Below are 22,173 nucleotides of genomic sequence, written 5' to 3'. Positions count from 1 at the left end.
GGTCGCGTGGGCACGGAGGAAAGCCGCGTGAGCACGGAGAGAAAGAGAACGGGACCGACCGTGGCCGACGACGACACCGTCCTCATCTGCCTGCCCTTCGCCGGGGCCGGCCCCTCCTTCTTCACCCCCTGGCGGAGCCTGGCGCCCGAGGGGCTGCGGATCCTCCCGGTCTCCCTGCCGGGCCGGGAGAAGCGGTTTCCGGAGCCCGCCCACACCTCGGCGGCCCCGGCCGTCGACGACGCGTACGCGCAGGTGACGGCGGCGCTCGCGGGCGGCGGCCGGGTCGCGCTGTTCGGGCACAGCATGGGGGCGGTGCTCGCGTACGAGCTGGCGCACCGGATCGGGCGGTCGGGCGGGGCGATCCGTCTGGAGGCGCTGGTCGTCAGCGGTGCGCCAGGACCGTGGACACCGCGTACGGACCGGGCGGACGGGCTACCGGACGAGGAGTTCGCCGCCCGGGTCCGGGCGTTCGCCGGGTACGACCATCCGGCGCTGGCCGATCCGGAGATGCGGGAGCTGCTGCTGCCGGTGCTCCGGGCGGACGTCCGGCTCCACGAGACGTACGCCCCCTCCTTCGAGGGCCCGTTGAGCGTCCCCGTGCTCTCGGTGCGGGGGCGTGAGGACGCCTTGGTCGGCGCCGCAGAGGCGGCCGAGTGGGGCCGGGCGACGACCGGGAAGCTGACGGTGGCCGAACCGGCCGGCGGGCACATGTACCTCGCCGAGCGGCCGGGCGAGCTGCTGGAGCTGGTGGCCGCCGAGGTGCGCGCGGCGGGGGGCCGGTGAGCGGGGGCGGTCGCGGCCCGGGCCCGGCGCCCGGGAGCGGTACGGGGCGGCTCGCGGGGCGGGCGGCGCTGGTCACCGGGGCGGCGCGCGGTCTGGGCCGGGCCTGTGCGCTGGCGTTCGCCCGCGAGGGGGCGGACCTGCTGCTGCTGGACGTGGCGGGCGACCTGCCCGGGGTGCCGTATCCGCTCGGTTCGGCCTCCCAGCTCGCCCACACCGCCGACGCCTGTCGGGAGTCCGGGTCCGCCGTGCTGACCTGGCAGGCGGACGTACGGGACCTGGCGGCGCTGGAGTCGGCGGCGGAGGCGGCCGAGGAGCGGTTCGGGCGGATCGACGTCCTGGTCAACAACGCGGGGATCGCGGCTCCTTCGGGCCGTCCGGCGCACGAGATCACCGAGGCCGAATGGCAGCTGATGATCGATGTGGACCTGAGCGGCGCGTGGCGGGCGATCCGTGCCGTGGGGGGCCGGATGGCGGCCCGGGGGTCCGGTTCGATCGTCAACGTCGCCTCGACGGCCGGGCTGGTGGGCTACCGGCACTTCGCGGGGTACGTCGCCGCCAAGCACGGGCTGGTCGGGCTGACGAAGGCGGTGGCCCTGGACTACGCGCCCCGCCGGGTCCGGGTGAACGCGGTGTGTCCGGGGTCGGTGCGGGACGACGGGGCGATGGAGGGCCGGATGCTGGCGGAGATCGCCCGCTCGCTGGAGGTGCCGGACGGGGAGCACCGGGCCGCCTTCGTCCGGGACCAGCCGATGAACGCGCTGGTCGAGCCGGACGAGGTGGCGAACGCGGTGCTCTGGCTGGCCTCGGACGAGTCCCGGCAGGTGACGGGCAGCGTGGTCACCGTGGACGGCGGGTTCACCGCCCGCTGACGCCCGCCGTCGCCCCGCACCGCCCGCACCGCCCGCACCGCCCGCGAGGACCCGATACCGCCTTCTGCTGCGAGGAGCCGCGCACGTGCCGCCTGCCCACCACGCCCTGACGCTCCGGCTGCCGCCGGCCACCGACGCCGCCTCCCTCGCCGCCGCGCTCACGGAGGCGGCGGAGCTGTGGTGGCCCGAGGACCGCCGCCGCCCCCGGCTGTGGACGGAGACCGTGCCCGCCCCGGCCGCCTCGGCCCCGGCCGCCCGGCGACGCGAGGCCGAGGCCCGCCGCCCGCCCGGCCCGGGCCACCGGCTGCGCGCGGTGCTGCTGCGCTACGCGGAGGCGGAGGGCTCCCCCGGCGCCGGGCCCGACCTCGTCCTCACCGCCGACGCCGCGGCGCTGGACGCCCGTTCGCTGCGGCTCGTCGGCCGGGTGCTGTGCGGTGAAGCGGGCCCCGGGGCGGTGGCCCCGGCCCGGGGCCCGCTCCTCCCGGACCTGCGCCTGGACGCGGCGACCCACCGCCTGGCGGGGGCCCTGGCGGTGGCCGCGGGCCGGTACACGGGCGCGGTCTCGGTGCGGGTCGCCGTCCCCGTACCGGCCCGGGACCGGCCGCCGTACGCCCTGGGGGCGCTCGACGGGTACGCGGTGCTCACGGCGGACCTCTCGCCCGGCCGTACCGTCGCGGACCTGCTCGCCGCCGAGCCGGCCGCCCCGGCCGAGGGCGACGACCCGCCCGCCCTGGAGCTGGTGGCGGAGGACGGGACGGGGCCCCCCGCCCTCCCGGCGGGCCCGGACGCCCTCCCCGTACCGGCACACCACGTGCACCGCGTCTGCCGGGCGTTGGCCGACGCGCCGCTCGCCCTGCCGCTCGGCCTGCTCGATCCCCCGAGCGAGCGGGAGGCCGCCGCCCGGTCGGCGCTCGGGGCGACGCGTCCGGCCCCGCCCTCCCCCCGCATCGACGAGGCGTTCGCCGCGCAGGTCGCCGCACACCCGGACGCCCCCGCCCTCACCTGCGGCTCCGCCACCCTCTCCTACAGCGAACTCGACGCCCGTGCCGAGGAGTTCGCGGACGGGCTGTACGCCCGGGGCGTCCGGCCCGGCGATCTCGTCGGGCTCTGCCTGCCCCGCTCGGCGGAGCTGGTGGCGGCGATGCTCGGCATCCTGAAGGCGGGCGCCGGGTACGTACCGCTGGACCCGGAGCATCCGGCGGACCGGCGGGAGCGCACCGCCCGGGAGGCGGGGGTCCGGCTGACGGTCGAGGACCCCGCCGCTCTCACCGGCCGCCCGCCCCGGCCTCCGGCGCCCCGTGGGACGCCCGGCTCCCCCGCCTACGCCATCCACACCTCGGGCTCCACCGGCCGTCCCAAGGGGGTCCTCGTCCCGCACTCCAACGTCACGGCCCTGGTGGAGGCCGTGCGCGAGGACTTCGGCCTCTCGCCCGACGACACCTGGACGTGCTTCCACTCGGCGGCGTTCGACTTCTCGGTGTGGGAGATCTGGGGCGCGCTGCTGACGGGCGGGCGGCTCGTGGTCGTGGACCACTGGACCACGCGCTCGCCGGAGGACTTCCACGCCCTGCTGGTACGGGAACGGGTGAGCGTGGTGAGCCAGACCCCCTCGGCGTTCGCCCAGCTCGCGGCGGCCGACCGGGCGGCCGTCGAACGGGCCGCCCCGCGGCTGGTCGTCCTGGGCGGCGAACCGCTGGACGCCCGTCCGCTGCTGGGCTGGTTCGACCGGCACCCCGAGGACCGCTGCCGGGTCGTCAACATGTACGGGATCACCGAGACCACGGTCCACGTCACGGCGGCCACCGTGACCCGCCGCGAGGCCCTGGCCGGTTCCCGGTCGGTGGGGCGGCCGCTGCCCGGCTGGTCGGTCCGGGTCCTGGACGCGTACGGGCGGCCGGCGCCGCCGGGTGCGCCCGGGGAGATCCACGTGGGCGGGGCGGGGGTGGCCCTCGGCTATCTGAACCGGCCCGCCGAGACCGCCGCGCGTTTCGTCCCGGACCCCCTGGTCCCGGCGGGGCAGCGGCTCTACCGCAGCGGGGACCTGGGGCGGCTGCTGTCCGACGGAACGCTGGAGCACCTGGGCCGGATCGACGACCAGGTGAAGGTGCGGGGGTTCCGGATCGAGCCCGGGGAGATCCGGCACGTCCTGCTGGAGGACCCGGCGGTCTCGGCGGCGGCGGTCACCGTGACCGGCGGCGGGAGCGGGGACGCGGCGGCCGTGCGGATCGACGCGTACGTGGTCCCGGCGCCGGGAGCGGACCGGGACCCCGGGCCCGTACGGGAGCGGGCCGCCCGCCTGCTGCCCGCCCACATGGCGCCCGCGACGGTGACCGTCCTGCCCGCGCTCCCCCTGACGGCCAACGGCAAACTGGACCCGGCCCGGCTGCCCGCGCCCGGAGCCCGCCGGGCCGCCGCCCCGGCGCCCTCCGGGCCGCCCCTCCGCGAGGACTCCCCGGCGGCCGTCCTCGCCGCCGTCTGGCGGGAGGTGCTCGGCGTCCGGGAGGTCGGCCCGGACGACGACTTCTGGGAGCTGGGCGGCAACTCCCTGTACGCGATCCGGATCGGCGCCCTCGCCCGGGAGCGCGGGCTGCCCGGCATACCGCTGCGCCGGCTGTACCTGACCCCGACGCTGGGGGCGCTGGCCGAGGCCCTGGCCGAGGAGGCCGCGGCCGGGGAAGCGTGACGCGGCCGCCCCCGGCCGGAGAGGGCGCGGCGCGGGGGCGGCCGTACCCTCACGGCCGCCCCCGCGCCCCTCCGGTTACGCGAAGCGCTGCTTCGCGCTGCCGTCGCACGCCTGGAGCCTGAGCGGGTCCTTGGCCCCCGCCAGCGTCAGGCACAGGCCGGTCGCCGCGGCCGGGCGGAGCGTGCCCGCCTGCCGGACGAACTTCTGGTTGGCCGCGCCCGAGCAGTCCCAGAGCACGAGCGTGGCGCCGGCGGTGTACTTCGCGCCGGGCACGTCGAGGCAGCGGTCGTGGCTGAGCGCGGTGCGGGCGGTCTGCGTACCGCTGTCGTACCACCAGTTCTGGTTGCGTCCGCCGTGGCAGTCCCAGCCGCCGACGGCCGTGCCGTTACGGGTGACCGAGGCGGGCACGTCCACGCAGCCGCCGGTGCCCTCGTTCTTCAGCGGGGTGAACACGTCGTCCCAGGCCGCCCGGGTCAGGACCGGGTTGCCCGTGCTCGCCGGGTCGGCGCAGCTCGCCTCGCGCAGCCCGGAGCCGTACATCTGGGTCAAGCAGGAGGCGAAGGCCCGGTGGCCGGCCGCGTTGGGGTGGAAGGACTGCCGGACCGAGTTCTCGTCGGGCAGGCCGGGCTTGGTCAGGTCGATGTAGAGGCCGCGGGCCCAGGGGCTCTCGCTGCACACCTCGTGGCCGTGGAAGAGCCGGGAGTTGTCGAGGTAGGCGGCTCCGGTGCTCGCGGCGGCCTTGCGCATGCCGACCTGGAAGGCGGGTACGGCGGTGTTGCGGCCCCAGACGGTGTCGGAGTCGTAGCCCAGTCCGCCGCAGGCCAGCTTGCCGGGGAACTTCGGGTTGTCGTGGAAGTCCGGACCGATGGGGCTCGGGTAGCCCATCAGGACGAGCTTGTAGTCGTCGTTCGCGTACCCGGCGTCCGCCATGACGGTGCGCAGGTCGCGGACGGTCTGTTCGACCTTGGGCACCAGCGCGTCCACGCGGGCCTGCCAGCCTCCGGCGTACTTGGGCTCGCAGGGGCCCTGGAGGCTGATGTAGCGCACCACGCAGTCGGTCATGACGGGGCCGAACTGGAGGTCGTCGTTGGCCCCGGCGACCAGCACGATCATCTTGATCCGGGTGTTGCGGGCCTTGATCGCGAGGCTGTCGCTCTGCACGAGCTCGTCGGCGTACTGCTTGTTTCCGCCGATTCTGATGTTCCCGGAAGAGGCACCGGAGCAGGAGACGTTGTACGTGACGTCCGCCGCGATGCCCGTGCGGTGGATGGCGGCCTCCGGTGAGCGGTGGCACCAGTTGTCCGGCCCGTTGGTGCCGGGGTCGTAGGTGCCGACGCCCTCGCCGGAGATCTCGCTGTCGCCGAGCGAGATCAGCCCGGTCTTGCGGTCGCCGAGCGGCCGCTCGGCGGGGCTCCCGTACAGCTGGGTGGCCTCGGCCGCCCGGACGGCTTCCAGTGCGGGCGGGAGAGGGGTGGATGCGATAGAGCTGGTACCCGGCTCCGTCGCGCCCGCGGGTCCGGCGGCGGCCATACCGCCGACGGCGGCCGCGAGAGCGACGGCGGCGGCGATCGTACAGCGGAGCCGGTGAAGGCTTCGGTGCCCTCGAACTCTGGTGCTGGTGCGCCTCATTGCGCCTCCCGGTAAGTGGTTACCCCCGGTATTTACTGGGCGGTAGGCCGCTTGGGAATACATAGAACAAGACACGTGCTCATCTTTTTCAGGAGGTTTGAACACCATGGCCGACAGGTCAGTCCCCACATCGACCGATATGCCCGGCGACGCGTCCGAGGGCGGCGGGTTCCGGACCGAACACGACTCGATGGGCGAGGTGCGGGTCCCCGCGGACGCCAAGTGGCGGGCCCAGACCCAGCGGGCGGTGGAGAACTTCCCCGTCTCCGGGCAGCGGCTGGAGCGGGCGCACATCGAGGCGCTGGCCCGCATCAAGGGCGCGGCCGCCAAGGTCAACGCCGAACTGAAGGTGCTGGATCCGGAGATCGCCGCCGCGATCCAGGAGGCGGCGGAGGAGGTCGCGGCGGGCCGGTGGGACGACCACTTCCCGGTGGACGTGTTCCAGACGGGGTCGGGCACCTCCTCGAACATGAACGCCAACGAGGTGATCGCCACCCTCGCCACCGAGCGCCTGGGCCGCGAGGTCCACCCCAACGACCATGTGAACGCCTCCCAGTCCTCCAACGACGTCTTCCCGTCCTCCATCCACATCGCGGCCACCGCCGCCGTCACCGCCGACCTGATCCCGGCGCTCGACCACCTGGCCGCCTCCCTGGGGCGGAAATCGGCCGAATTCGCGGAGGTCGTGAAGTCCGGCCGTACGCACCTCATGGACGCCACCCCGGTCACCCTCGGCCAGGAGTTCGGCGGTTACGCGGCGCAGGTCCGCCACGGCGTGGAGCGGCTGCGCGCCTCCCTGCCCCGGCTGGCCGAACTGCCCCTGGGCGGTACGGCGGTGGGCACCGGCATCAACACCCCGCCCGGTTTCTCCGCCGCCGTGATCGCGGAGGTCGCGCAGGCCACCGGGCTGCCGCTCACCGAGGCCCGCGACCACTTCGAGGCGCAGGGCGCGCGGGACGGGCTGGTGGAGACGTCGGGCCAGCTCAGGACCGTCGCCGTCTCCCTGACGAAGATCTGCAACGATCTGCGGTGGATGGCGTCCGGGCCCCGCACCGGCCTCGCGGAGATCGCGTTGCCCGACCTCCAGCCCGGTTCGTCGATCATGCCGGGCAAGGTCAACCCGGTGATCCCCGAGGCGGTCCTGATGGTCGCGGCCCAGGTCGTCGGCAACGACGCGACGGTGGCCGCGGCGGGCGCCGCCGGCAACTTCGAGCTGAACGTGATGCTCCCGGTCATGGCGAAGAACCTGCTGGAGTCCGTACGGCTGCTCGCCAACGCCTCCCGCCTGCTGGCGGACCGCACGGTCGACGGGATCACCGCCGACGCCGAGCGGGCCCGCGCCTACGCCGAGTCCTCGCCGTCCGTGGTGACCCCGCTCAACAAGTACATCGGCTACGAGGAGGCGGCGAAGGTCGCGAAGAAGTCCCTCAAGGACGGGACGACGATCCGCGAGACGGTCCTGGCCCTGGGCTACGTGGAGCGCGGCGACCTGACGGCGGAGCAGCTCGACGAGGCGTTGGACGTGCTGCGGATGACTCGCCCCTGAACCCCCGGCCGGGGCCCGGGCCGGCGTGCGGGGCCCCGGACCGGGGCGCGGGGGCGCGGGCCGGGGCGCGGGGGTGCGGGCCGCGCCCCCGGGCGGCCCGGCCCGCACCCCGGGTGACCTGAGTCGCAGCGGGACGGCGGGGACGCTCCGTAGGATCTCTCCATGACAGGTACGGAAGAGTGCGCACGCTGGGCGCCGGGGGACCAGATCCTCTGGCGCTACCGCGACAACGGCCGGGCCCACCGGGCGGCCGGGGCCGCGCCCGTGCACATCTGCCGTCCGGTGACCGTCGTCCAGGACACCGACGACCTGCTCGCCGTCTGGATGGCGCCCGGCACCGAGTGCGTACGGCCGGTGCTGGCGGACGGCACCCAGGTGCACGCCGAACCGCTGGCCACCCGCTACACCGCCCCGCGCACCACGGCCCGCTCGACCTGGTTCGGCTCCGGGGTGCTGAAGCTGGCCCGGCCCGGGGAGCCGTGGTCGGTGTGGCTGTTCTGGGACCGCGGCTGGATGTTCCGCAACTGGTACGTGAACCTGGAGGAGCCCCGCACCCGGTGGGCCGGAGGGGTGGATTCCGAGGATCACTTTCTCGACATCTCCGTGAGCCCCGACCGGAGCTGGAAATGGCTGGACGAGGACGAGTTCGCGCAGGCGCAGCAGGTGGGCCTGATGGACCGGAGGACCGCCCGGCGGGTCCGGCAGGCGGGCCTGGCGGCGGTCGAGGTGATCACCGGCTGGGGGTCGCCGTTCCGGGACGGCTGGGAGCACTGGCGGCCCGATCCGGGGTGGCAGGTGCCGCCGCTGCCGGATGACTGGGACCGCACCCCCGCCCGCACGCCGTCGTGAGACCCTGGAAGAACCCTTCGGGCGGTCCGGTCGGCAGGCCCGGACGCACGGAGGGCCGACAGCCGCAACCAGCGGCCGCCGCACCGGAACTGATCACACGTCACCACACCGGTCGTGCGGAGGTGCGGGCCACGGGCCCGTGCGTTCCGCGCGGACGCGGGACCACTACGAGGGGGTGGAGACATGCACGCTGTCCGCTGCCCGCTCGCCGCGCCCTCCGCCGGAGGGACCGCCTTCCGGCCTGTTCCGCGGCGTTCGGTTTCGGCCCCTCCCCCGGGGGCGGCCGGTGACAGCCGTTGTTCTTCCCGCGCCTGCCGGGGCACAGTAGCGCCCCACGAGGTGACTGCCTCATACAACCGGCCCGGACGGACGGAATCCCACGCGTGACGGAGCACCCCACCTCCCACGAAGGCCGGCAGCCGCTCGCCGCCCGGCAGCAGGAGCGCACCCGGCCCCGGCAGCAGGACGCCGCGGCCGCCGCCGCCGCTGCCGCGGTGCCCGCTCCGGCCGCCGCACCGGGCCCGGCCCCCGGAGCGGCCGCCGTCGCCGACGCGCAGGCGGCCACCCGCCGCGAGGGCGACCGGCTGCGCTTCGTCGGCGCGGCGACCCGGCGGATCGCCCGGGGCATCGACCTCGACGAGATCGTCCTCGGGCTGTGCCGCGCCAGCGTGCCGACCTTCTCCGACGCGATCCTCGTCTACCTGCGCGATCCGCTCCCGGTGGGCGACGAGCGCCCGGTGAGCCCGTTCGTGCTGCGGCTGCGCCGCAGCGACCGGCTGCGCGTCAGCGACGAGGAGGGCGCCGAGGCGGTCGGCTCCGAGACCGAGCGGCTGCGCCCGCTGATCCTCGACCCCCAGGCCGACCTCATGCCCGCCGCCGAGCTGTGCGAGGTGCGGGCGGACGGGGCGCTGGCCGAGGTGCTGCGCGGCGTGCGGCCGGTCTTCGGCGACTCGGCGGCGGCGCGGGCCGCCCTGCCGGAGCTGCTGGGCCCCGGCCGGTCCGTCCCCACCGGCCACCGGGCGATCCTCGCCCCGCTGCGCGGACGCCGCCGGGTCATCGGCGCGGCGGTCTTCGTGCGCGGCACCGAACGGCCCTCGTTCGAGGCCAGCGACCTGCTGGTCGCCGCCCAGTTGGCGACGCACACCGCGCTCGGCATCGACAAGGCCGTGCTGTACGGGCGCGAGGCCTACATCGCCGACGAGTTGCAGCGCACGATGCTGCCCGACTCGCTCCCCCAGCCCACCGGCGTGCGGCTCGCCTCGCGCTACCTCCCGGCGGCCGAGACGGCCCGGGTCGGCGGTGACTGGTACGACGCGATCCCGTTGCCCGGCAGCCGGGTGGCGCTGGTCGTCGGCGACGTGATGGGCCACTCGATGACCTCGGCGGCGATCATGGGGCAGCTCCGCACGACGGCGCAGACCCTCGCCCAGCTCGACCTGCCGCCGCAGGAGGTGCTGCACCACCTGGACGAGCAGGCGCAGCGGCTCGGCAGCGACCGCATGGCGACCTGCCTGTACGCGGTGTACGACCCGGTGGCGCACCGGATCACCGTCGCCAACGCCGGACATCCGCCGCCCGTGCTGCTGCACCTGGGCGGGCGGGCCGAGGTGCTGCGGGTGCCGGCGGGCGCCCCGATCGGGGTGGGCGGCGTCGACTTCGAGGCGGTCGAGCTGGACGCTCCCGCCGGAGCGACGCTGCTGCTGTACACCGACGGGCTGGTGGAGTCGCGGCTGCGGGACGTGTGGACGGGCATCGAGCAGCTGCGGGAGCGCCTCGCGGCGACCGCCCGGCTCACCGGCCCGGACCACTCGCCGCCGCTGGAAGCGCTCTGCGACGACGTGCTGGACATGCTCGGGCCCGGCGACCGCGACGACGACATCGCGCTGCTCGCCGCCCGTTTCGACGGGATCGCGCCGAGCGACGTGGCGTACTGGTCCCTGGAGCCGGAGGACGCCGCCCCGGGCCGGGCGCGCCGGCTGGCCCGGCGGGCCCTGGGCCGGTGGGGGCTGGACGACCTGGCCGACGAGGTGGAGCTGCTGGTCAGCGAGGTGGTCACCAACGCCGTGCGCTACGCGGAGCGGCCGGTGACGCTGCGGCTGCTGCGGACGGACGTGCTGCGCTGCGAGGTCGGCGACGACTCCCCGCAACTGCCCCGGCAGCGCAAGGCGCGGGAGACGGACGAGGGCGGGCGCGGCCTGTTCCTGGTCAACCGGCTGGCCCGGCGGTGGGGCGCGACGCGGCTCTCGACGGGCAAGGTCGTCTGGTTCGAGATGGCGGCGCGGCCGGCGGCGCCGTAAGGGACGCGGTACGGCGGAGGGGGCGGGCCCGTTTCGGGTCCGCCCCCTCCGTCCGTCCTCACGGCCTCACTGCGGGGCCGCTCCGTTGCCGCCGGGCCGCTCGCCCGGCTGGCCGTCGCCCTCCCCGGGCTGGGGCGGCAGCGAAGGGACGGTGGGCGGCGTGAAGGTCGGCGGGGTGGTGGTGGGCGGCGGGGCGGGCGTGGTCGGGGCCTCGGTGGGCGTCTCGCTCGGCGTCTCGGACGGGGTGTCCGACGGGGTCGGCTCCTCGGACTCGGTGGGCCGCTCGGAGGGGGTGGCGGGCGGGGTCGGCGGGGCGGGCACCTCGCCGCGCTCCACGTCCTGGAGGTCGAACGTCCTGTCCGAGCCGCCGCCGAGGGCGCCGAGGGTGTAGTCGGCCCAGATCCGGGCGGGGAAGCCGCCGCCGTTGGCGCGGCCGGAGTTGGCCGTACCGGTCAGGGAGACCTGCTTGCGGCCGCCGTCGCCCTCGCCGAAGAGCGCCACGACCGTGGTCAGCTCCGGTGTGTACCCGGCGAACCAGGCGGACTTGTTGTCCTCGGAGGTGCCCGTCTTGCCCGCCGCGTCGTAGGCGGAGGTGTTGGCCTCGCGGCCGGACCCCGCGTCGACGACCCCGGTGAGCGCCTTGGTGACGGTGTCGGCCGAGGCACGGCTGATGACCTGCTCCCGCTTGGGCTTCTGCGGTTTCACCGTGCGGTCGCGGTGCTCGGCCGACCGGAGGATGTGCGGGGTGACCTTCCGGCCGTGGTTGTCGAGCGTGGCGTAGACGCCGGCCATGTCCCAGGTCGAGGCGTTCATGGTGCCGAGGCTGACGGCGGGACGCTCGGGGAAGTTCTTGTCCGGTACGCCGAGGGCGAGCGCGGTCGCCTTGGTCTTGGCCGGCGACACGTCGACGATCATCTGGGCGAAGACGGAGTTGACCGAGCTGTTCATCGCCTGCTGGACGGAGATCCGACCGTAGCTGCGGTCGTCCTCGTTCTGCGGGGCGAACGGGGTGTCGCTGCCGACCACGGGCCGCTTGCTGGTGCCGTCGTAGATCGTGTTGAGCCCGATCAGGCTGCCGTCCTGGGTGGTCGACTCGTTCTCCAGGGCGGAGGCGAGCACCAGCGGCTTGAAGGTGGAGGCGGGCTGGTAGTCCTGGCGGGTCGCGTTGCTGATGTAGTGCTTGACGTAGTCCTCACCGCCGTACAGCGCGACGACCTCGCCGGTCTTGGGGTCGACGGAGGTGGCGCCGGCCTGGACGGTGGCGTCGACCTTGTCGCCCTGGCGGTCGAGCTTGGACTCCAGCTGGTCGTGCACCGACTTCTCCAGCGCCTTCTGGCGCTTCTTGTCGACGGTGAGCGTGAAGGTCCAGCCGCCGGCCAGGCGGTCCTCCTCGGTGACGCCCTGCTTCTCCAGCTCCTTGTTGGCGGCCTCGACGAGGTAGCCGGCCTGGCCCTCCATGCCGGGGGCGGGCTTGGGCTTCTGCGGGACGGGGAATTCGAGGCCGGCCCTCTCGGACTCGGTCAGCCACTTCATCTCGACCATGTTGCGCAGGGTGTAGGCCCAGCGCTCCTTGACCAGCTTCTTCCCCGTGGGGCTCGCGGAGTTCCAGTCGTACTGGCTGGGCGCCTGGAGGAGGGAGGCGAGGTAGGCGCCCTGCGCGACGTCCAGCTCCTCGGCGTCAACGCCGTAGTACGCCTGGGCGGCGGCCTGGACGCCGCTCGCGCCGCGTCCGTAGTAGGCGGTGTTGATGTACCCGGCGAGGATCTGGTCCTTGGACTGCTTCTGGTCCACCTTGAGGGAGATCACCACCTCCTTGAGCTTGCGGCTCACGGTGGGGTCCTGCGTCAGGTAGTAGTTCTTCACGTACTGCTGGGTGATGGTCGAGCCGCCCTGCTTGCCCTTGCCGCTGAGGGTGTTGAAGAGAGCGCGGGTGGTGCCCTTCAGGTCGACGCCCTGGTCCTTGTAGAAGGTCTTGTTCTCGGCGGCGACGAAGGCGTGCTGCACCTTCTTCGGCACCTGGTCCAGGTCGATGATCTGGCGGTTGACGCCCTTGCCGGTCCGGGCGAGGACGGTGCCGTCGCTGTACTTGTAGACGTTGCTCTGCCGCTCCGCCATGGCGTTGGCGGCCGGGACGTCGACGTACAGGTAGAGCGCGCCGAAGGCGCCCATGCCCAGCAGGACGATCCCGAAGAACGTGCCCAGCAGCTTCTTCCACGTGAAGAGTCCGCGTATGCCGCCGCTCTTCCGGTCCCCGCGCGACTCCCGCGCCGGGGCTCGTCGCGCATCCGCTCGACCCATTGGTGTGTTGCTCCCGCTTCTCTGCTCGACCGGCTCGCTCGGTGTCGTCAGGTGACTCAGACCTGCCAGCTAACACCCACGGCCGGGACAAAAGACGAGCGATCCAGCCTTTTACGGACGTGAGAATCAGCACCCGCTCTCGTAGGAACCGACTCCTCAGAGGTGGACAAGGTTGCGAGATCCGATAATGTGACATCACATTGATAGCGCGGTGCGATACCGCGCGGAACGGGGGAGCCCATGACCGCCCACCACGACGACCACCGCCCGGACGCCCCGCCCGCGGACCTCCCGGTCGACGCCCCCGACATGCCCGCACCGCAGGTCAGGGAGGTCACCGCGCACTCCATACCGGGCGGCCTCGGACTGCTCCTGACCGTGCTCGGCGTCTTCGCCGGGGTCGGCCTCGCCATCGTCGGCGGGGTGATCGGGGCGAACGGCAGCAACGCGGTCGGCGTCCCGCTCCTCGTCCTCGGCGTGCTCCTCGTGATCACCTCGTTCTTCTGCATGAGCGGTGTGAAGATGGTCGCTCCGGGCGAGGCCCGGGTCATCCAGCTCTTCGGCCGGTACGTCGGAACGATCCGCGCCGACGGGCTGCGGTGGGTCAACCCGCTGACCTCCAGCCGCAAGATCTCCACCCGCGTCCGCAACCACGAGACCGCCGTCCTCAAGGTCAACGACGCCTACGGCAACCCGATCGAGCTGGCGGCGATCGTCGTGTGGAAGGTCGAGGACACCGCGCAGGCGCTCTTCGAGGTCGACGACTTCCTGGAGTTCGTCGCCACCCAGACCGAGTCGGCCGTCCGGCACATCGCCCTCGAGTACCCGTACGACGCCCACGACGAGGGCGGCCTCTCGCTGCGCGGCAACGCCGAGGAGATCACCGAGAAGCTGGCCGCCGAGCTGACCGCCCGGGTGCAGGCGGCGGGCGTCCGGATCATCGAGTCGCGCTTCAGCCACCTCGCGTACGCCCCGGAGATCGCCTCCGCCATGCTCCAGCGCCAGCAGGCCGGCGCGGTCGTCGCGGCCCGCCAGCAGATCGTCGAGGGCGCGGTGGGCATGGTCGAGATGGCCCTGGACAGGATCGCCGAGCGGGACATCGTGGAGCTGGACTCCGAACGGAAGGCCGCCATGGTCAGCAATCTGATGGTGGTGCTGTGCGGTGACCGCAGCGCCCAGCCGGTCCTCAACACGGGCACCCTCTACCAGTGACCGACCCGACGCCTCCCCGGCGGACGCCGGCGCCCCGGCCGCAGCAGCGCAAGCAGACGCTGCTGCGGCTGGACCCGGCCGTGCACGACGCACTCGCCCGCTGGGCCTCCGACGAACTGCGCAGCACCAACGCGCAGATCGAGTTCCTGCTGCGCCGGGCGCTCGCCGAGGCGGGCCGGCTGCCGACGACCGCGCGGCCGATCGCCCGGCGGGGGCGACCGCCCCAGCAGGCGCCCGAGGACCCGGGGCCTCCGGAGCAGGGGCCCTCGGGGTAGGGCCCGGGACCGCCGCCCGGGACCGCCGCCCGGGACCGCCCCCGGCCCCGCCCCCGGCCCCGCCTCCGGTCCCGCCGCCCGGTCCCGGCGGCCGGGGCGTCCCGTGCCCCGGGCCCTTTTATGGCCGGGGGTCGCTTTTCGGACGCATATACACGTTAGGTATACACCCCGTGTACAGTGCCCCTCATGTCTATCGGTCACACCCTCCTCGGGCTTCTGGAGTCCGGCCCCCGCCACGGCTACGACCTGAAGCGGACCTTCGACGAGAAGTTCGGCCAGGACCGTCCGCTGCACTACGGCCAGGTCTACTCGACGATGTCCCGGCTCCTGAAGAACGGACTCGTCGAGGTCGACGGCGTCGAGAGCGAAGGAGGCCCGGAGCGCAAGCGGTACGCCATCACCGACGCCGGGATCACCGATGTCTCGCGGTGGCTGGCCCAGCCCGAGAAGCCCGAGCCCTACCTCCAGTCGACGCTGTACACCAAGGTCGTCCTCGCGCTGCTCACCGACCGCAGCGCCGCCGACCTGCTGGACGCCCAGCGTTCGGAGCACCTGCGGATGATGCGGATCCTCACCGACCGCAAGCGCGCGGGCGACCTCGCCGACCAGCTCATCTGCGACCACGCCCTGTTCCACCTCGAAGCCGATCTGCGCTGGCTGGAACTGACCGCCGCCCGTCTCCACCAGCTCGCCAAGGTGGTGGCCCCGTGATTCCCGAAGGCTCCCTGCTCGCCGCGCACGACCTGCGCAAGACCTACGGCTCGACGCCCGCGCTGGACGGCGCGTCGTTCTCCGTGCACCCCGGTGAGGTCGTCGCCGTCATGGGCCCCTCCGGCTCCGGCAAGTCCACCCTGCTGCACTGCCTGGCCGGGATCATCACGCCCGACTCCGGCACCATCACCTACGCGGGCCGCGAGCTGTCCGCGATGTCCGATGCCGAGCGCAGCGCCCTGCGCCGCAGCGACTTCGGCTTCGTCTTCCAGTTCGGCCAGCTCGTCCCGGAGCTGACCTGCGTGGAGAACGTCGCCCTGCCGCTCCGTCTCAACGGTGTGAAGCGCAAGGCCGCCGAGCGCACCGCCCTGGAGTGGATGGAGCGGCTGGAGGTCGACGACCTCGGCGCCAAGCGCCCCGGCGAAGTCTCCGGCGGGCAGGGCCAGCGGGTCGCCGTGGCCCGCGCCCTGGCCGGTTCGCCGAAGGTGGTCTTCGCGGACGAGCCGACCGGCGCGCTGGACTCCCTCAACGGCGAGCGGGTGATGGAGCTGCTCACCGAGGCGGCCCGCTCCACCAACGCCGCCGTGGTCCTGGTGACCCACGAGGCCCGCGTCGCCGCCTACTCCGACCGTGACGTCACCGTGCGCGACGGCCGGGCCCGCGACCTGGAGCACTCCGCATGACCTTGCTCGACAAGCCCGGCACGGACCGGGCCGCGGCACCCCCGCGCCCGACGCCGCCCTCGCGCGGCGCGGTGGTCCTCCGCGACCTCGGCCTCGGCATCCGGTTCGCCGCCGGCGGCGGCCGGGAGGGCTGGACCCGCACGCTGCTGACCGCCGTCGGCGTCGGCCTCGGCGTCGCCCTGCTGCTGCTCGCCTCCTCCGTACCGCATCTGCTGGACGCCCGGAGCGCCCGCGACCAGGCGCGCAAGGAGGCCCCGGCCTCCACGTCGTCCGACGCGGACGCGAAGTCGGACCGCTCGGTGCTGCGGATCAACGCCGGCACCGACTACCGCGGCCAGACGGTCGGAGGCCATCTGATGCGCGCGGAGGGCGCCGACCCCGCCCTGCCTCCGGGTGTCGACCACTTCCCCGCGGCGGACACCATGGTGGTCTCCCCCGCCCTGAAGGAGCTGCTGGCCTCCCCCGGCGGCGAGTTGCTGCGCGAGCGGCTGCCGTACGAGATCACCGGCACGATCGGGGACGCAGGGCTGCGCTCCCCCGATGAGCTCTTCTACTACGCGGGCAGCGACACCCTGACGCCCGCCCAGGGCGCCCACCGCGTCACCGGGTACGGCGACGTCCGCCCGGCCGACCCGCTGCCGCCGCTGCTCATCGTGCTCATCGTGATGGTCTGCGTCGTGCTGCTGGTGCCGGTCGCGATCTTCATCGCCACCGCCGTCCGCTTCGGCGGCGACCGCCGCGACCGCCGGCTCGCCGCGCTGCGCCTGGTGGGCGCCGACACCCGGACGACCCGGCGGATCGCCGCCGGGGAGGCGATGTTCGGCGCACTGCTCGGGCTGCTGATCGGCCTCGCGTTCTTCCTGGTGGGCCGGTTGTTCGTCGGCTCGGTGGAGGTCTGGGACGTCAGCGCGTTCCCCGCCGACGTGGTCCCCGACCCCTGGCTCGCCCTGCTCATCGTGGTGGCGGTGCCGCTGACCGCCGTCCTGGTCACCCTGGTGGCGATGCGCTCCGTGGTGATCGAGCCGCTCGGCGTCGTACGCCGGGGCCGGGAGCGCGGACGCCGGCTGTGGTGGCGGCTGCTGATGCCCGCGGCCGGCCTCGCGGTGCTCGGCGCGACGGGCCGGACCAACGGTTACGAGCCGGTCGATCCGTTCGCCATAGCCTCCGGCGCCGTCCTGGTGCTGGTCGGTCTCGCCCTGCTGCTGCCGTGGCTGGTCGAGGCGTGCGTGAACCGGCTGCGCGGCGGCCCGGTCCCCTGGCAGCTCGCCACCCGCCGGCTCCAGTTGAGCAGCGGGGCCGCGTCCCGCGCGGTCAGCGGGGTGACGGTCGCGGTGGCGGGGGCGATCGCCCTCCAGATGCTGTTCGCCGCGATGAACGCGGACTTCCACCGGGTGACCGGCGAGGACCCCTCGCGGGCCCAGTTCGCCGCGTACTCCGAGGACGTCACCGGCGACGCCGCCACCTCGGCCATCGAACGGTTCCGCGCCACCGAGGGCGTCGAGGTGGTGATCGGCTCGGTGGAGGCGTACGCGAGCAAGCCCGGCACGTACGCGGACGACGACATCCCGCCCACCACCTCACTGACCATCGGCACCTGCGCGACCCTGCGCGAACTGGCCCGGATCGACCGGTGCGAGGACGGCGACGTCTTCGTCGTGCACCCGCCGAACGACAAGGGGCAGGCGGACTGGGTCGATCAGACCGCTCGCAAGGGCAAGACCGTCCTGATCGGTGAGGGCATGGAAGGGAAGCCGTTCCGGTGGACGCTCCCCGCCGACACCGAGACCGTGACCGGGCGCAAGGACCCGATGGGCGAGACCCACTTCGGGATCATGGCGACCACCGGCGCGCTGGACGCGAGCACCCTGCCCGGCGCCACGATCGTCGCCCAGATCCGGGTCGACGAGCGCGTGCCGGACGTCGCGGAGCACGTGCGCACCACGGCGTACCGGATCGACCCCGGGATGCGTTTCGCCGAGCTGAACCCGGTGGAGCGCGACCGTCAGTTCGACAGCGTGCGCACCGGCCTCCAGGTCGGGGCGACCGTGGTGCTGCTGCTCATCGCCGCCTCGATGCTGGTCTCCCAGTTGGAGCAGTTGCGCGAGCGCAAGCGGCTGCTGTCGGTGCTGGTGGCCTTCGGCACCCGGCGCTCCACGCTCGGCTGGTCGGTGCTGTGGCAGACCGCCGTGCCGGTGGTGCTCGGCCTCGCGGTCGCGGTCCTCGGCGGCCTGGGCCTCGGCGCGACGCTCGCCTGGATGATCAGCAAGCCGGTGGCCGACTGGTGGCTGTTCTGGCCGATGGTGGGCGCCGGGGGCGGGCTGATCGCGCTGGTGACCCTGGCCTCGCTGCCGTCGCTGTGGCGCCTGATGCGGCCGGAGGGCCTGCGCACCGAGTGACGCCCGCCCGATCCGCCTGCGGCCGGGGCCCCGGGAAGGGGGCCCCGGCCGCACGCGTGCGCGCGGGGAATCGGCCGTACGGGGAACACCGGCCGTACGGGGGAACACCGGCCGTACGGGGGAGCAGGGCGCCTCTGCCGTGCGGGAGCCGCGGACGCGCTCAGCCGTTCCCCGCCACCGGCCGCACCGGCAGCGGGCGCATCGCCTCGCGCAGGGCCGCCGCCAGCTCCTCGAACTCGCCGCTCCGCGCCGACCCGGTCCGCATCGCCAGGGCGACCCGCCGGCTGGGGGCCGGGTCCGCGAAACACCCGGTGGCCAGCGCCTCGTTGCGGCCGGTCTCCACCGTCACCGCGGTGCGCGGCAGCAGCGTCACCCCGAGCCCGCCGGCGACCAGTTGGACCAGGGTGGAGAGCCCGGCGGCGGTCGTGGTGACCGGTGCGCCCTGGGTGCGGCCGGCCTCACGGCAGATGTCGAGGGCCTGGTCGCGCAGGCAGTGCCCCTCGTCCAGGAGCAGCAGCGGCAGCTCGCGCAGGGCGTCGCGCGGGATGTCCGAACGGCCGCCGAGCCGGTGGTCCTGCTCCATGACCAGCACGAAGTCCTCGTCGAACAGCGGGATCTCGGTGACGCCCGGCACCCCGAGGGGGACGGCGAGCAGCAGCAGGTCGAGCCGCCCGGCGGCGAGCCCCTCCAGCAGCGAGGAGGTCTGCTCCTCGTGGACCTGGAGGTCGAGCTCCGGGTAGCGCTGGTGGACGAGGCGGAGCACGGTGGGCAGCAGGTAGGGGGCGACGGTCGGGATCACGCCGAGCCGGAGGACTCCGGTGAAGGGGGCCCGGACCGCCTCCGCCTCCTCCATCAGCGCGGCGACGGCGTCCAGCACCGCCCCGGCCCGTACCGCCAGCCGCTCCCCGGCGGCCGAGAGCAGCACCTTGCGCGTCGTGCGCTCGATGAGCTGGACACCCAGTGCCTCCTCCAGGGTGGACACCGCTCCGGAGAGTGCCGGCTGACTCATCCCGATTGCGGCCGCCGCGTCCCGGAAGTGCAGATGTTCCGCCACGGCGGTGAAGGCGCGCAGCTGCGACAGACTGGGCTGCTTGCCGTGCTGCTTGGGGCGTATGCCCTGATTGCCGTGGCTCACTGATAGGCACCTCCGATCATCCCGACCGAGTGTAGCTATTTCCGTGATCAATGCACTCTGTGCCAAGGTGGGAACCGTCCAACCCTCAGGAAGGCCCTCAAAAAGGGAATTCCAGACGTTGCAAGGAGAGCGCGTGCTCACTGTCGGTGACAAGTTCCCCGAGTTCGACCTGACTGCTTGTGTCTCGCTGGAGAGCGGCAAGGAGTTCGAGCAGATCAACCACAAGACCTACGAGGGCAAGTGGAAGATCGTCTTCGCGTGGCCGAAGGACTTCACCTTCGTGTGCCCCACCGAGATCGCCGCCTTCGGCAAGCTGAACGAGGAGTTCGCCGACCGCGACGCGCAGATCCTCGGTTTCTCCGGTGACTCCGAGTTCGTGCACCACGCCTGGCGCAAGGACCACCCGGACCTGACCGACCTGCCCTTCCCGATGCTGGCCGACTCCAAGCACGAGCTCATGCGCGACCTGGGCATCGAGGGCGAGGACGGCTTCGCCCAGCGCGCCGTCTTCATCGTCGACCAGAACAACGAGATCCAGTTCACGATGGTGACCGCCGGTTCCGTGGGCCGTAACCCCAAGGAGGTCCTGCGGGTCCTCGACGCCCTGCAGACCGACGAGCTGTGCCCGTGCAACTGGACCAAGGGCGAGAACACCCTGGACCCGGTCGCGCTCCTCTCGGGCGAGTGAGCTGATACGGACATGGCACTCGACGAACTGAAGTCCGCCATACCGGACTTCGCCAAGGACCTGAAGCTGAACCTCGGTTCGGTCATCGGCAACAGCGACCTCCCGCAGCAGCAGCTGTGGGGGACCGTGCTGGCCTGTGCGATCGCCTCGCGGTCGCCGAAGGTGCTGCGCGAGCTGGAGCCCGAGGCGAAGGCCAACCTCTCCGCCGAGGCGTACAGCGCGGCGAAGTCGGCGGCCGCCATCATGGCGATGAACAACGTGTTCTACCGGACCCGGCACCTGCTGTCGGACCCGGAGTACGGCACGCTCCGCGCGGGCCTGCGGATGAACGTCATCGGCAACCCGGGCGTGGAGAAGGTCGACTTCGAGCTGTGGTCGCTCGCCGTCTCCGCCATCAACGGCTGCGGTCAGTGCCTGGACTCCCACGAGCAGGTGCTCCGCAAGGCCGGCGTGGACCGCGAGACCATCCAGGAGGCCGTCAAGGTCGCTTCGGTGATCCAGGCGGTCGGTGTGACCCTCGACGCCGAGGCCGTACTCGCCGAGCAGTGAGACCGCGCCACCTCTGACGCACGGGAAGAGCCCCGAGGACGACCGACCGTCCTCGGGGCTCTTCCCGTGCCTCACTCCGCCGCTCCCCTACTCCTGCGGCGGCCGGTCCTCCGGCGGGCGCTCGTCCCCCGGGGCGTCCGCGGCCGCCGTCGCCGGGCCGGGCGGCGCGGGCGGAGGCGCGGGCGCGGGACCGGCGTGCGCCGGGTTCATCGACAGGGCGGTGGCCCCGTGGCGTCCGCCGCGTCCGCCCGGTTCGCCGTACGAGCGCAGATAGCCGACCACGGTGTTGGTGACGGCGACCAGCGGTACGGCGACCACCGCGCCGCCGATGCCCGCGACCAGGCCGCCGGTCGCCACCGCGAGGACCACCGCGAGCGGATGGACCCGGACCGCCCGGCCGAGGATGAACGGCTGCAGGATGTGGCCCTCGATCTGCTGCACCGCCAGGACCACCACCAGCGCCCACAGCGCGGTCCACACGCCCTCGGTGACCAGGGCGACGACCACCGCGAGCGCCCCGGAGACCACCGCGCCGACCAGCGGGATGAAGGCGAACAGGAAGATGAAGACGGCCAGCGGCACCGCGAGCGGCACGTTGAGGACGTAGAGGCCGAGGCCGATGAAGATGGCGTCGATCAGGGCGACGAGCACCGTGCCGCGCACGTAGGCGGTCAGGGTGCGCCAGGCGCGCGGCCCGGCTCCGGCGACCCCCGGGCGGGCGGCGGCGGGCACCAGCTTCAGCGACCACTCCCAGATGCGGCGGCCGTCGTAGAGCAGGAACAGCGTGGAGAACATCGCCAGCAGCAGCCCGGTGAGGAACTCCACCATCACGGTGACGCCCTGGAGACCGGCGGAGGTGATCTCCTCGGTGTTGGTGCCGATGGTGTCGCTGAGGTTCTTGGCGATGTCGTTGATCTGCGACTCGGTGACGTGGAAGGGGCTGTCGAGCGCCCAGCGCTTCAACTCGTCGATGCCGTCGCGGACCCGGTCGGAGAGCGTGTCCAGGTTGTCCATCACCTGCCACACCACGAACCAGCCGACCAGGCCGATGACGACGAACCCGAGGACGGCGGTCACGGCGGTGGCGAACCCGTGCGGCAGCCCGATCCGCTTGAGCCGCACCACGGTCGGCTGGAGCATCGCGGTGATGAGCAGGGCGGCGGCGAAGGCCAGCACGACGAGCTGGACCGCGCTGATGACCCGCATCAGGACCCAGAGCGTCCCGGCGAGGACGAGGAGGCGCCACCCGGCCTCGGCGGCGACCCGCATCCCCCAGGGGAGCGCGGCCACCGGATCGGGTTTGGCCGCGACGGAGGGGGCGTACGAGGGGGGTGCGGGCACCTGCCCGACCTCGTCCTCCGGGACGGCCCCCTTCACGGTGAAGGGCTCGTCATCGGCGGCGGCCCGCGCGCGGCGTTCGTCCAGCCGTGCGCCCAGCTCCGTCAGTTCGGAGCCGAAGCGGCCCAGCCAACCCGGTAGTTTCGACATGCCTGCTTTCCTTCCCCCATCTCCGCCGCTCAGCGCTCCGGGACGCGACACGGCGCTTTTCGCGTCGCCCTCGCCCGGCCCC

Annotated in this window: 17 protein-coding genes; 13 read left to right on the top strand and 4 right to left on the bottom strand. The window is 73.6% G+C overall.

The genetic code is table 11. The features are described 5' to 3' along the window. Positions 1–60 precede the first annotated feature (60 nt). From ACH4K1_RS03735 to ACH4K1_RS03725, 3 genes are all read left to right on the top strand, one after another. On the top strand, positions 61–783 hold the full coding sequence (locus tag ACH4K1_RS03735) for a thioesterase II family protein (RefSeq protein WP_398086595.1): 723 nt from the start codon (positions 61–63) through the stop codon (positions 781–783). Beyond that, positions 780–1,652, top strand: coding sequence for an SDR family oxidoreductase (locus tag ACH4K1_RS03730; RefSeq protein ID WP_398086200.1), 873 nt, complete (start codon positions 780–782; stop codon positions 1,650–1,652). Before ACH4K1_RS03735 ends, ACH4K1_RS03730 begins: the two co-directional genes overlap by 4 nt. 85 nt (positions 1,653–1,737) lie before the next feature. Beyond that, positions 1,738–4,335: an amino acid adenylation domain-containing protein gene (locus ACH4K1_RS03725; protein ID WP_398086198.1), complete on the top strand. Its 2,598-nt coding sequence runs from the start codon at positions 1,738–1,740 to the stop codon at positions 4,333–4,335. A 75-nt stretch (positions 4,336–4,410) separates the two neighbouring features. On the opposite strand, the gene ACH4K1_RS03720 is transcribed toward ACH4K1_RS03725, so the two are convergent. Continuing rightward, the gene (locus tag ACH4K1_RS03720; protein ID WP_398086196.1) at positions 4,411–5,964 is read right to left on the bottom strand and encodes a ricin-type beta-trefoil lectin domain protein; all 1,554 of its coding nucleotides are present in this window, start codon (positions 5,962–5,964) and stop codon (positions 4,411–4,413) included. 139 nt (positions 5,965–6,103) lie between these two features. Between ACH4K1_RS03720 and ACH4K1_RS03715 the strand changes: the two genes are divergently transcribed. From ACH4K1_RS03715 to ACH4K1_RS03705, 3 genes are all read left to right on the top strand, one after another. Continuing rightward, complete coding sequence (locus tag ACH4K1_RS03715) at positions 6,104–7,510, top strand: class II fumarate hydratase (RefSeq protein ID WP_398086594.1); 1,407 nt, start codon at positions 6,104–6,106, stop codon at positions 7,508–7,510. Positions 7,511–7,672: 162 nt separating this feature from the next. After that, complete coding sequence (locus ACH4K1_RS03710) at positions 7,673–8,359, top strand: DUF402 domain-containing protein (RefSeq protein WP_398086193.1); 687 nt, start codon at positions 7,673–7,675, stop codon at positions 8,357–8,359. A gap of 383 nt (positions 8,360–8,742) precedes the next feature. Beyond that, positions 8,743–10,656 carry a SpoIIE family protein phosphatase gene (locus ACH4K1_RS03705; RefSeq protein WP_228990424.1) on the top strand — a complete coding sequence of 638 codons (1,914 nt, stop codon included), beginning with the start codon at positions 8,743–8,745 and terminating at the stop codon, positions 10,654–10,656. A 66-nt stretch (positions 10,657–10,722) separates the two neighbouring features. Here ACH4K1_RS03705 and ACH4K1_RS03700 read toward each other — a convergent pair whose 3' ends face one another. Continuing rightward, the gene (locus ACH4K1_RS03700; RefSeq protein ID WP_398086190.1) at positions 10,723–12,954 is read right to left on the bottom strand and encodes a transglycosylase domain-containing protein; all 2,232 of its coding nucleotides are present in this window, start codon (positions 12,952–12,954) and stop codon (positions 10,723–10,725) included. Between the two features lie 240 nt (positions 12,955–13,194). On the opposite strand from ACH4K1_RS03700, the gene ACH4K1_RS03695 reads away from it, so the two are divergent. From ACH4K1_RS03695 to ACH4K1_RS03675, 5 genes are all read left to right on the top strand, one after another. Beyond that, positions 13,195–14,166, top strand: coding sequence for an SPFH domain-containing protein (locus tag ACH4K1_RS03695; RefSeq protein WP_398086188.1), 972 nt, complete (start codon positions 13,195–13,197; stop codon positions 14,164–14,166). Then, positions 14,163–14,441 (top strand): hypothetical protein, encoded by a 279-nt coding sequence (locus tag ACH4K1_RS03690; RefSeq protein WP_398086185.1) that lies wholly within the window; start codon positions 14,163–14,165, stop codon positions 14,439–14,441. Before ACH4K1_RS03695 ends, ACH4K1_RS03690 begins: the two co-directional genes overlap by 4 nt. 186 nt (positions 14,442–14,627) lie before the next feature. Further along, positions 14,628–15,152: a PadR family transcriptional regulator gene (locus ACH4K1_RS03685; RefSeq protein ID WP_398086182.1), complete on the top strand. Its 525-nt coding sequence runs from the start codon at positions 14,628–14,630 to the stop codon at positions 15,150–15,152. After that, entirely contained in the window at positions 15,149–15,835 is a 687-nt protein-coding gene (locus tag ACH4K1_RS03680) for an ABC transporter ATP-binding protein (protein WP_398086179.1), read from the top strand. The genes ACH4K1_RS03685 and ACH4K1_RS03680 overlap by 4 nt, the downstream gene beginning before the upstream one ends. After that, on the top strand, positions 15,832–18,231 hold the full coding sequence (locus tag ACH4K1_RS03675; RefSeq protein ID WP_398086176.1) for an FtsX-like permease family protein: 2,400 nt from the start codon (positions 15,832–15,834) through the stop codon (positions 18,229–18,231). The genes ACH4K1_RS03680 and ACH4K1_RS03675 overlap by 4 nt, the downstream gene beginning before the upstream one ends. Positions 18,232–18,391: 160 nt before the next feature. Here ACH4K1_RS03675 and ACH4K1_RS03670 read toward each other — a convergent pair whose 3' ends face one another. Continuing rightward, positions 18,392–19,366, bottom strand: a complete 975-nt coding sequence (locus ACH4K1_RS03670; RefSeq protein WP_398086173.1) for a hydrogen peroxide-inducible genes activator — start codon at positions 19,364–19,366, stop codon at positions 18,392–18,394. Positions 19,367–19,499: 133 nt separating this feature from the next. Between ACH4K1_RS03670 and ACH4K1_RS03665 the strand changes: the two genes are divergently transcribed. Both ACH4K1_RS03665 and ACH4K1_RS03660 read left to right on the top strand, forming a co-directional pair. Then, positions 19,500–20,054 (top strand): peroxiredoxin, encoded by a 555-nt coding sequence (locus tag ACH4K1_RS03665; RefSeq protein WP_003966619.1) that lies wholly within the window; start codon positions 19,500–19,502, stop codon positions 20,052–20,054. A gap of 12 nt (positions 20,055–20,066) precedes the next feature. After that, positions 20,067–20,603: an alkyl hydroperoxide reductase gene (locus tag ACH4K1_RS03660; RefSeq protein WP_228990416.1), complete on the top strand. Its 537-nt coding sequence runs from the start codon at positions 20,067–20,069 to the stop codon at positions 20,601–20,603. A gap of 87 nt (positions 20,604–20,690) precedes the next feature. Here the strand turns inward: ACH4K1_RS03660 and ACH4K1_RS03655 are convergent, their stop codons facing one another. After that, entirely contained in the window at positions 20,691–22,091 is a 1,401-nt protein-coding gene (locus ACH4K1_RS03655; protein WP_398086169.1) for an AI-2E family transporter, read from the bottom strand. Positions 22,092–22,173 lie beyond the last annotated feature (82 nt).

Origin of the sequence: Streptomyces sp. NPDC017448 (genome assembly GCF_044330565.1) — a bacterium.
Classification (GTDB): Bacteria; Actinomycetota; Actinomycetes; order Streptomycetales; family Streptomycetaceae; genus Streptomyces.
The sequence above is the reverse complement of the archived record's forward strand: the minus strand, read 5'-3'. Positions and strand labels throughout refer to the sequence as shown.